Source organism: Polyangium sp. 15x6, assembly GCF_029960785.1.
Classification (GTDB): Bacteria; Myxococcota_A; Polyangia; order Polyangiales; family Polyangiaceae; genus Polyangium.
Map to the genome: position 1 here is coordinate 1 of NZ_JASBQE010000191.1, position 8,730 is coordinate 8,730.

Sequence of the window (8,730 nt, forward strand, 5' to 3'; positions counted from 1 at the left end):
ACCCATTTACAAAAGGTCGTCAGCGTACTTCTGAAGTATCGGTATACGCGTCAGAGCAAGGTGATTGCAATCCGAGCGGCCCGTGTTGCGCAGCGGGTGAGCGCCTTCGTCAGCCAGAAAGAGGACGAATGGCAGAATCTGCGGAACGCGCGCCAGAGAGAGGGGCTGCCTGACACGGGTCACGCCTTCAATGCGAGCTTCCGTCAACAGGTAGAGTCGTTCATCAAGGAAGCTTGTGCAATGGCCGAGCTGCCCGTCGATTCGGACCAGTGCGATACAATCTTGGCCGCTGCGCTCGACCCCGTAAGCGTCGAGGGAACGAAGGGCCGGTTCGAGCGTATCGTAACCGCGATGCATCAACTGCGTATCACGCCCGTAAAGGCGCGCACGAGCCAGTCTCTTCTCAGCTTGCTCGAAGGCCGCGAGCAAAGCAGCGGCCTGATGCGATACCCCAAAGAGGCGGAGCTCGTGCATGACTATGACCCCTTGTTCACAGTCTACCTGCTGGAATACCTGGTCCGGCACGCGGAGAAGGGCATGCACGGGTTCTTCGGCGACGCGTTCAAGGAGCTCGACCACGAGTCGCGGCGCGTAGAGGTCGCATCCTGGCTCCGCAAAATAGCGGACGAGCTGACCGCCCCTCGTGTCGCACAATCGCCATCCTCGAGCGCCAGCTGACGCTCCTGCAACAGACGCCGCGCCCCTTGCAGGACCCGCTGCTCCACGCAGCGCTACGCCCTCTGCATGGGCAACGACGACCCCACACCCCTCGACGCACCCTTTGCCGGGACCACGCCGCCCGTCCAGCGGCCACACGTCGCCAAGGCCGGCACCCGAAGGCGAGCCCACCCCCGCCCCCGACCTCCCTGCCGTCCTCACCGCGGACGAACTCGCCGCCCTCCTCCGCGTCGATCGCAAGACCGTCTACAATCTGATTACGCGCGGCGACATCCCCGGCGTACGTCGCCTCGGTAAAACCATCCGGATCTCCCGCGATGCGGTGCTACGCTGGCTCTCCGAGGGTCAAAGTCGCGTCTCGCGCTCAAGAGGTGCACGATGAGCGTGAGACGTAGAAAATGGCGCGATCCGGAGACGGGCGTGACCAAGGAATGCTGGATGATCGACGTGGTGGTGGAGCACAAGGACGGCCGGCGGGAGCGGGTGCGGAAGGTCGCCCCGGTCCAGAACAAGCGGGCCGCCGAGCAGTACGAGCGCGAGCTGCGCGCCGAGCTGGTCAATGGCTCCCCCAAGGTCGAGAAGGAGGTGGTGGAGGAGGCCCCGCGGTTCGAGGCATTCGGCGCGGAGTTTTTGTCGACGTACGCGAAAAACAACAATAAGCCCAGCGAGGTGCGGTCGAAGGAAGCAATCCTCCGGGTGCATCTCGTGCCCGCATTCGGCAAATTGCGCCTCGACGCAATCGGGCCGAAGGAGGTCGAGACCTACAAGGCCCGAAAGCTCACGGAGGGTTTGTCACCGAAATCGGTGAACAATCACCTCACGGTCCTGCGCCGGGTGCTCGCACTCGCCGTGGAATGGGGGAAGCTCCGGACGGTGCCGGTGATTCGTTGGCTCCGCGTCCCGGAACAACCCTTCGATTTCCTGAGCTTCGAGGAGGCCGCCAGACTCGTCAGTGCAGCGGATTCGTCGTTGTGGCACACGATGATCGTCGTGGGCCTGCGGACGGGGCTGCGGCAGGGCGAGCTCCTCGCGCTTCGGTGGGAAGACGTCGACCTTGCGGCCGGGCGGCTGCTCGTTCGCCGCTCGGTCGTCGATGGGATCGTCGGAACCCCGAAGAACGGGAAGGGCAGGGAAGTGCCGCTCGGGGAGGAGGTGCTCCGGGTTCTCAAGGCATTCCGTCACCTCCGCGGTCCCTTCGTCTTCTGCGCCGAGAACGGCCGCATGCTGACGAAGGGCGAGTGCAAGCACCCGCTCTGGCGGGCGTGCCGTCGCGCCGACCTACGTCGGATCGGCTGGCACGTGCTCCGTCACACCTTCGCGAGCCACCTCGCCATGAAGGGGGTCGCCCTCAAGGCGATCCAGGAGCTACTCGAGCTACTCGGCCACGCGACGATCGAGATGACGATGCGCTACGCGCACCTGTCCCCGGACGTCCGTCGTGGTGCCGTCAAGCTCCTCGACGGTCCTTCCACGCCCGACGAGGGCGCCGTGCAAGCTCACGGCACATACGCGGCACATGAGCGGAGGTCGAAGCAAAAGTAGCGAGGTTTCCCGAAGAAATTGAGTGGAGGCGCCGGGAATCGAACCGAGTGGAGAGCGTATCGAAACGCCGCTTTCCGCGGGTTTCCCGCATGTCGAGGTCGAGCCGAACGTGCGGACGTCGACGCCTAACTCCACGGAAGCACGTGGCGCGGACGAATGCCGGACGAAACCGGACGGGGGCCGAGCGCGCATGCTGGCGAACCTGGCGGCCGACATGCGAGCGGCGCTCGACGCGGGCGACCTCGAAGCGGCGCGGGTGGCCAGCGATGCCATGGGACGGCTCCTCGCTGGTCCGGTGGGCCAGCCGGGGCAGGTGGTCCGGTTCAGGTCCGGCCGGCGCACGTAGCGAACCATCCCCTATTCCTTTCGGCGAAACATGGGTGGACCGACGAGCGGACGGTGGGCGGGGTGGGGCCGGGCGACGTGCGATGCTCGGCCCCGTCTCGACGTGCGCGCGGTGGTGCGCGAGGCGCGGCGCGAGCCGGCGCGCTCGTTCGCCGCGGTGACGTGCTCCGGTCGCTCGACGGTCCTCGCGCGCATCCCCGCGCGGCTCGACCTCGACGCGCGGGTGCTCGTGCTCGATTACGAGAGCTTCGGGGCGTGCGTCGAGGTGCGGGTGTCGCTCGACGTGACCTCGCCTCACTTCGGGGGCGTGCGGTGGTGGGCGCGGTGCCCCGGATGCCGCGCGCGGGTGGCGTTCCTGTACCTCGACCTCGACCTCGCGCGCGTCGAGTGCCGCACGTGCGCGGGGCTGGCGTACGCGAGTACGCGCGAGTGCCCGCTGTTCCGGGCGCTGCGCCGGGCGCGGAAGCTCGAAGAGCGGCTCGCGCGGCGCTCGTGGGGGTCGACGCGGGCGCGGCTCGTGGCTCGGGTGGAAGCGGCTTACGAGGCGATGGGGGGTATGCTCGGGGCGGGGTAGGGGGCGCGGACGCGGGGACGGATTCTCATGGAACAGTGAACGGGTGGTCGGCTTCCACGAGCGAACCGTCGCTCTTCTTTTTCACCAGCCTTCCTTTCAATCGCTCTCCATGGCGTCCGATCACTGCCTGGACCTCTTCGGGCTGGTGTTCCGAATAAGGCATCAGGACGGTAGCCCAGTATTTGCCAGCGTTCAGGGTTCTTGGGGACGGTCCGGTGCTGAAGCGGCCTCGGACGACCGTGTACGAGGAATAGAAGTGCTGGCCGTTCAGGCACGGCTTTTCAGGATCACACTTGCGCCAGGCTTCATCCTCGTAACCGATCATCAATTTTGTCTGGTCGGGCAGGTTGGTTTCCCCTGCAATGATCGGCTTGCCGGTATCACTCTTCTCCACGGAGATGTTCACGACCACCCCAGCGGCAAGGGGCGGCAGCTTCGGGGGCGGCAGGTCCGGAACCGTCGCGGGGCTGCTCGCCGGTAGGGCATCGGGCGGCGCTGGCGTGGCAGGCGGGGCCGGTTGACTCGACGGTGGCGCGCTCGCTTGGGTGGCGCTGCCGTCCGTTTTCCCGCAACCGAGAGCGACAAGGAGGGGCGCAGCCGCGCCGAGACGAAGGACCGTTCGCATCGCCCTTGTCTTATCACGAGGGTGTCCCCGCTGCGTAGAGAGGAGCCCGTGCTCCGCCCGGGAAGTGGGCCATCCCCGGGGCAGCCCTCTACCCTCCGCGCCGATGGCGACGAAGCGCGCGGCGAAGAGCACGAGCAGCCGGAAGCGAGCCGAGCCCGCGGCCCCCGCGGTGCCCCCCGCCCCTTCCGAGCCTGCCGAGCGCGGCCCCGTCGAGCCCACGCCGGCCGAGCCCGTCGCCCCCGTACCCACGCGTGAGGCGCACATTCTCGCTGAACTCCTCGCGCAGCCGAGGCAAAGCCCCGCGCGGCTGGAAGCCCTTCGCGATAAATTCAATCGGGGAGGACGGTACAAACCAACCATCGAAGAGCTTGCTTGTGCGCGGGATATAGCCGAAGCGGTGGCTCGTGCGTTGATCATCGGGAACGAGCGAAGCTGGAAGGCTATTGCCGAGGCGTGGGAAGTCGTGCGTGGCGCCCGCATTTTGAGGGACCGGGTGATGCGTCAAGTAGACGCCGTCGCTTCCACCATCGCGCAGTGGAACGCGAGCAAACCCCACAATGCTGGCCGGATACGCGTGGGCGCCGCTACGCGCGATGCCAACCCCCTCGTGCTCATCCACAACCTACAACGGGCACTTGCACACTGGGATCCGGCTTTCGCGCAGCTTGAACTGTACACGCTTCGCCGCGAAATCTCCGAGGCTCGCCAAGGTCGCGGGGGCAAAGGCGGGAATAGCCATATCGGCGCGTGCGGGGTTCTCGCGCGCTTATCCGTGTTGTACGGGGCAAATAATGCAAAACGCTTAGATCTTCGTACGGCCGAGGGGCAAAGGGAGGTCGCCAAAATGAATAACCGGATAGGGTCCTACGACAGCCGGGGTCGCGGTCCCGGGAAGCCCGCACCGAGCGCCCTTTCGCCAGGCAACCCCCGGTCCCAGGCGTTACCCCGCGAGTAACCCTTACCTTGCGGGTAACGCTTGGCGTTCCGCCGCGGTCGTACGGCAGCCTTGCGGCATGAACGGTTCACCGAGGCTCGACCTCGACGCCCTCCTCGACGCCCTGGCGGAGCGGCTTGCCGAACGCCTGGCGGAGCGGACATCCCCGGGGCCGGCGTACTACACGAGCGAGGACAACCCGCTCGGCAGCCGGCGCGCCTTCCTCGATGCCGCGGCCCGCGGGGCGTTCCCGTCCTTCAAGGCCGGTCGACGCGTGCTCGCGAAGCGTGAGGACGTGCACGCGTGGATTGAATCCCGCGGGCGGAAGCGCGAGACGCAGCCGGACGCGGGCGCGAGCGACGAAGAGCTCCTCGCGCGGGCAGGCGTGCGGCTTCCGGGGAGGCGGGCGTGATGACGCGCGGCTCCCCTTCGTCGGCGCTCCCCTTCGTCCTCGCGTACGCGCGGCGCGGGTGGCGCGTGCATCCGGTCCACTGGCCCACGCGCGCGGCCGACGGTGCGCGCTGCTCGTGCTCCGCGGGCGAGCGTTGCCGCTCCATCGGAAAGCACCCGATGCTCGAAGCGTGGCCCCGCGTGGCGACCACGAACGAGGACGTCATCCGCGCATGGTGGCGCGAGCATCCGTCCGCGAACGTGGGAATCGCGACCGGCCCCGCGTCCGGGCTGCTCGTCCTCGACGTCGACCCGCGAAACGGGGGAGACCTCGCGCTCGAAGCGCTGCTCGCGTCGCATGACGGGCTCGAGCCCACGATGCGCGTCGAGACGGGCGGCGGGGGCGTGCACTTCTACCTCGCGCACCCGAGCGGCGGAGCACCGCTCCGCGGGGCGCTCGGCAAGGGGCTCGACGTCAAGGCAGGGGGCGGAACCGTGGTCGCTCCGCCGTCCCTTCACGCGAGCGGGCGGCGCTACGCATGGGCGGCCGGCGCGTCGCCTCGCGACCTCGCACCCGCGGCCCTTCCCTCGTGGCTCCTCGCGCTCGTCACGGTGCGCCCGTCCGTCGAGCCCCGTCCGGCGGAAGCGAGGGCCGCACGACGTCCGCGCCGGGTTCTTGGCGACGAAGAGGCGCTCGACGTCCTCGTGCACGAGTGCTCGTTCGTCTCGCATTGCGCGAGGGACGCGGCCTCGCTCTCGTATGACGAATGGTTCAGCCTGGCGACGATCCTTCACGTTTTCCGCGAAGGGCCGGCGCTCTTCGAGCAAATCAGCCGGTACGATGTAGCGCGCTACCGCCGCGGCGAACCGGCGCGGAAGGTCGCCAGCGTGCGCGGAGGGCCGCGGCATTGCACGAGCCTCGGATGGTCCTGCCCGCGGCTCGGCAAGTGCTCCGCGCTCGGGGTCCGTTCGCCCGCGGGGCTGCCCTTCAAGCTGCGAAAGGCGGGGGCATGAACGAGGCGGAGCAAGCGCTTTCCGAGGCGCGAGCGAGCGCGGCAGAGGGGTGGAAGACCCCGGCGGAGCGGGCGCGTGGGCTCGGCGCGCGGGGCGCCCGGTTGCCGACGGGGCTCGCCACGCTCGACCGAGCGACGCGGGGCGGGCCGATGACGGGGCGCGTCCTCGTGGTGGGCGGCGCACCCGGGGCAGGGAAAACCGCGCTGCTCGTGCAGCTCGCGCACGGGTACGCGGGGCAGGGGCATCCGGTGGCGGTTCTCGCGGCCGACGAAGAGGCGGACGGGTTGCTCATACGGTGGGGGCAGCAAGGCGGGTTGTCGCGGGAAGCGCTCGAAGCGGGCGACGAAGAGGCGCGGAGCGTGCTCGGCGCGCGCGTCGAGACGCTTCCGTTCCTGCTCGTGGACGCGGAAGAGGACGACGCCACGGTGGAGGACGTCGCGGAAGAGCTCGCGCGAAGGGCAGCCGGGCGGCCCGCGGTGCTCTTCGTCGATTCGTTGCAATCGGCGCGCGCGAGGTCGACGGGGCCGGACATGATGACCCCGCGCGAACGCATCGACCGGGTGATGCGTACGCTGCGCGCGCTGGCGCAGCGGAATCGCCTGCTCGTGGTCGCCACGAGCGAGGTTTCCCGCGGCTCGTACGCGGGCGGCTCGTGGCAGGTGAACGACCTCGCGGCCTTCAAGGAAAGCGGCGGGATTGAATACGGGGCGTCGATGGCGCTCGTCATGCGCTGTTCGTCCCATGAAGCGAACCTCTTCGAGGTCGGCATGCCGAAGAACCGGCTCGGCCCGCGTCTCGGTTTTTGGCTCTCGCTCGACCCTGAACGAGCGACCTTCCACGAGGTCGACGCACCCGAGCGCAGTCGCCAGGATGCCACGGGGGCCCCCCCGCTTCCGCCGCGGGAACGGGTGCTCGCGGCGCTGGCGGGTGGGCGGACGTTCCCGAACCGGAACGCGCTCGTGGCGGGGGCGGGCGGCGGGAATCGGCAACGCATGCTCGGCGCGATTGCCGCGCTCGTGGACGAGGGCGTCATCGAAGAGACCCCGGGGTGCGTGAGGCTCGCCCCCTCCGGTTTCGAGCCGGTTCCGGTTCCGGGTTCCCCTTATAGGGGGGGGAACCGGGAACCATGAGAACCGGGGGCAGCGGTTCCGGTTCCGGTTCCGGTTCCGATGCCGGGAACCGGGAACCGCATGGCAGGGGGCAAGGGGCCCTCGACCGGGCGCGTCAAACCCCCTCCGTCAACATGACGTCCGTCCCGTTGACGTCGGGCCGTGTCCCGGTGCCCTCCCATGCATCCCATGTCAACGCAACGGTTGACAACGGGAGCCTTTGGGATACATTCGCTCCCATGACGAGCGGGCGAACCAAGGTCATCGGTTACGTGCGGGTCTCGACGGAGCACCAGGCGGACGGTGGCGTCTCGCTCGACGCGCAACGGGCGAAGCTCGAAGCGTACGCGCTCGCGCTCGACCTCGACCTCGTGGCTATCGTCGAGGACCCCGGCGCTTCCGCGAAGAGCATGAACCGACCGGGGCTGCGCCGCGCGCTCGCCATGCTCGATGCGGGCGAGGCGGAAGCGCTGCTCGTGGTGAAACTCGACCGCCTCACCCGCTCGGTGCGCGACCTCGGCGATTTGGTCGAGCGCTACTTCGCGGCGCGCTGCTCGCTCCTCTCCGTCTCCGATTCAATCGACACCCGCACCGCGGCCGGGCGGCTCGTGCTGAACGTGCTCACGAGCGTCGCGCAATGGGAACGTGAGGCGACGGGCGAGCGTACCCGGGACGCGCTCTCGCATCTTCGCGCGGAGGGCGTGCGGCTCGGTGGTGAGGCGCTCGGGTGGCGTCGCGGCGATTCCAGCGACACGAGCGGCCGGCGCATCGTCGAGGACGTCGAGAACGAGGTCGAGACGGCGCGTCGTATCTTCGCGCTCCGGAACGAGGGCAAGTCGCTCCGTGATATCGCGGCAGCGTTGACCGCGGAGGGCCGCACGACGAAGCGCGGGGGCGCGTGGGCGGCCGAGACGGTGCGAAAGGTGCTCGCGCGGGTGGCTGCGTGACGCGAGCGACGGCTGAGACGATATGGGGGGCCGACGTCGTGCGGCTCGCGCTCGAAGAACCGGAGCACGAGCCAATCACCGAGGCCCTCTTGTCGGCCATCCAAAGGCAGGCGGACCCGCCCGGCGCGTTTCGCGCGTGGGCGCTTTCGCAGCCATGGTCCCGGTTTTGCGCGATCGTCCGCGTGGTTGCGGGCGCGATTGACGAGGAACAGGAGGACCGATGAATGGGTGAGGACGACAAGCTCGAAAAGCAGATTGCGATCCGGCTCAGCGAAGAGGACGTCGGGCGGCTCGACGCGCTGGCCAAGCGGATCCCGATCGCCTCGCGCAACGCGATTGCGCGCGCGGCGCTCCGGATCGGGATGGCTGCGATCGAAGAGGATCCCGCGCGCATCCTGTCCGCCGATGCGCCGGTCCGGAAGCCCCGGAAGAAAGGCGGGTGAGGGCGGACGGTAGCGCGGGGGGATGACGAGCGCCCACGGTGCGCAGGGCGCAGCGAAGAACGCGCACGATGATGGAAGGAAAACGCGGACGCGCCGATACCTTGGCCGGAACAGCGCGCCCGCGGGGAG

General features: G+C 68.8%; 12 protein-coding genes. 11 read left to right on the plus strand and 1 reads right to left on the minus strand.

Annotated features, from left to right (window positions below; translation table 11 throughout):
• The 5 genes from QHF83_RS52130 to QHF83_RS52145 form a co-directional block, all read left to right on the plus strand.
• The coding region (locus QHF83_RS52130) for a hypothetical protein (RefSeq protein ID WP_282425663.1) at positions 1–678 on the plus strand (678 nt) is incomplete at its 5' end.
• Positions 644–1,060 carry a helix-turn-helix domain-containing protein gene (locus QHF83_RS53660; RefSeq protein WP_348980544.1) on the plus strand — a complete coding sequence of 139 codons (417 nt, stop codon included), beginning with the start codon at positions 644–646 and terminating at the stop codon, positions 1,058–1,060. The genes QHF83_RS52130 and QHF83_RS53660, both read left to right, overlap by 35 nt.
• Positions 1,057–2,220, plus strand: a complete 1,164-nt coding sequence (locus QHF83_RS52135; protein WP_282425664.1) for a site-specific integrase — start codon at positions 1,057–1,059, stop codon at positions 2,218–2,220. Before QHF83_RS53660 ends, QHF83_RS52135 begins: the two co-directional genes overlap by 4 nt.
• A gap of 190 nt (positions 2,221–2,410) precedes the next feature.
• A complete protein-coding gene (locus QHF83_RS52140; RefSeq protein WP_282425665.1) occupies positions 2,411–2,566 on the plus strand; it encodes a hypothetical protein in 156 nt (51 codons plus the stop codon).
• A gap of 102 nt (positions 2,567–2,668) precedes the next feature.
• Entirely contained in the window at positions 2,669–3,139 is a 471-nt protein-coding gene (locus QHF83_RS52145) for a hypothetical protein (protein WP_282425666.1), read from the plus strand.
• 25 nt (positions 3,140–3,164) lie between these two features.
• Here the strand turns inward: QHF83_RS52145 and QHF83_RS52150 are convergent, their stop codons facing one another.
• Positions 3,165–3,545 carry a hypothetical protein gene (locus QHF83_RS52150; protein ID WP_282425667.1) on the minus strand — a complete coding sequence of 127 codons (381 nt, stop codon included), beginning with the start codon at positions 3,543–3,545 and terminating at the stop codon, positions 3,165–3,167.
• A 1,232-nt stretch (positions 3,546–4,777) separates the two neighbouring features.
• On the opposite strand from QHF83_RS52150, the gene QHF83_RS52155 reads away from it, so the two are divergent.
• The 6 genes from QHF83_RS52155 to QHF83_RS52180 all read left to right on the plus strand — a co-directional run bounded on the left by QHF83_RS52155 (position 4,778) and on the right by QHF83_RS52180 (position 8,601).
• Positions 4,778–5,110 carry a hypothetical protein gene (locus QHF83_RS52155; RefSeq protein ID WP_282425668.1) on the plus strand — a complete coding sequence of 111 codons (333 nt, stop codon included), beginning with the start codon at positions 4,778–4,780 and terminating at the stop codon, positions 5,108–5,110.
• Entirely contained in the window at positions 5,110–6,102 is a 993-nt protein-coding gene (locus tag QHF83_RS52160; RefSeq protein WP_282425669.1) for a bifunctional DNA primase/polymerase, read from the plus strand. The genes QHF83_RS52155 and QHF83_RS52160 overlap by 1 nt, the downstream gene beginning before the upstream one ends.
• Positions 6,099–7,232: a DnaB-like helicase C-terminal domain-containing protein gene (locus QHF83_RS52165; protein ID WP_282425670.1), complete on the plus strand. Its 1,134-nt coding sequence runs from the start codon at positions 6,099–6,101 to the stop codon at positions 7,230–7,232. The genes QHF83_RS52160 and QHF83_RS52165 overlap by 4 nt, the downstream gene beginning before the upstream one ends.
• Positions 7,233–7,450: 218 nt before the next feature.
• Positions 7,451–8,158, plus strand: coding sequence for a recombinase family protein (locus QHF83_RS52170; RefSeq protein ID WP_282425671.1), 708 nt, complete (start codon positions 7,451–7,453; stop codon positions 8,156–8,158).
• A gap of 38 nt (positions 8,159–8,196) precedes the next feature.
• Positions 8,197–8,382, plus strand: coding sequence for a hypothetical protein (locus QHF83_RS52175; RefSeq protein WP_282425672.1), 186 nt, complete (start codon positions 8,197–8,199; stop codon positions 8,380–8,382).
• Positions 8,383–8,601 (plus strand): hypothetical protein, encoded by a 219-nt coding sequence (locus QHF83_RS52180; RefSeq protein ID WP_282425673.1) that lies wholly within the window; start codon positions 8,383–8,385, stop codon positions 8,599–8,601.
• Positions 8,602–8,730 lie beyond the last annotated feature (129 nt).

Bases quoted from the DNA above. Each gene is read 5' to 3' on its own strand.
- QHF83_RS52135 (WP_282425664.1), top strand. From the start codon at position 1,057: ATGAGCGTGAGACGTAGAAAATGGCGCGATCCGGAGACGGGCGTGACC.
- QHF83_RS52140 (WP_282425665.1), top strand. From the start codon at position 2,411: ATGCTGGCGAACCTGGCGGCCGACATGCGAGCGGCGCTCGACGCGGGC.
- QHF83_RS52155 (WP_282425668.1), top strand. From the start codon at position 4,778: ATGAACGGTTCACCGAGGCTCGACCTCGACGCCCTCCTCGACGCCCTG.
- QHF83_RS52160 (WP_282425669.1), top strand. From the start codon at position 5,110: ATGACGCGCGGCTCCCCTTCGTCGGCGCTCCCCTTCGTCCTCGCGTAC.
- QHF83_RS52165 (WP_282425670.1), top strand. From the start codon at position 6,099: ATGAACGAGGCGGAGCAAGCGCTTTCCGAGGCGCGAGCGAGCGCGGCA.
- QHF83_RS52170 (WP_282425671.1), top strand. From the start codon at position 7,451: ATGACGAGCGGGCGAACCAAGGTCATCGGTTACGTGCGGGTCTCGACG.
- QHF83_RS52180 (WP_282425673.1), top strand. From the start codon at position 8,383: ATGGGTGAGGACGACAAGCTCGAAAAGCAGATTGCGATCCGGCTCAGC.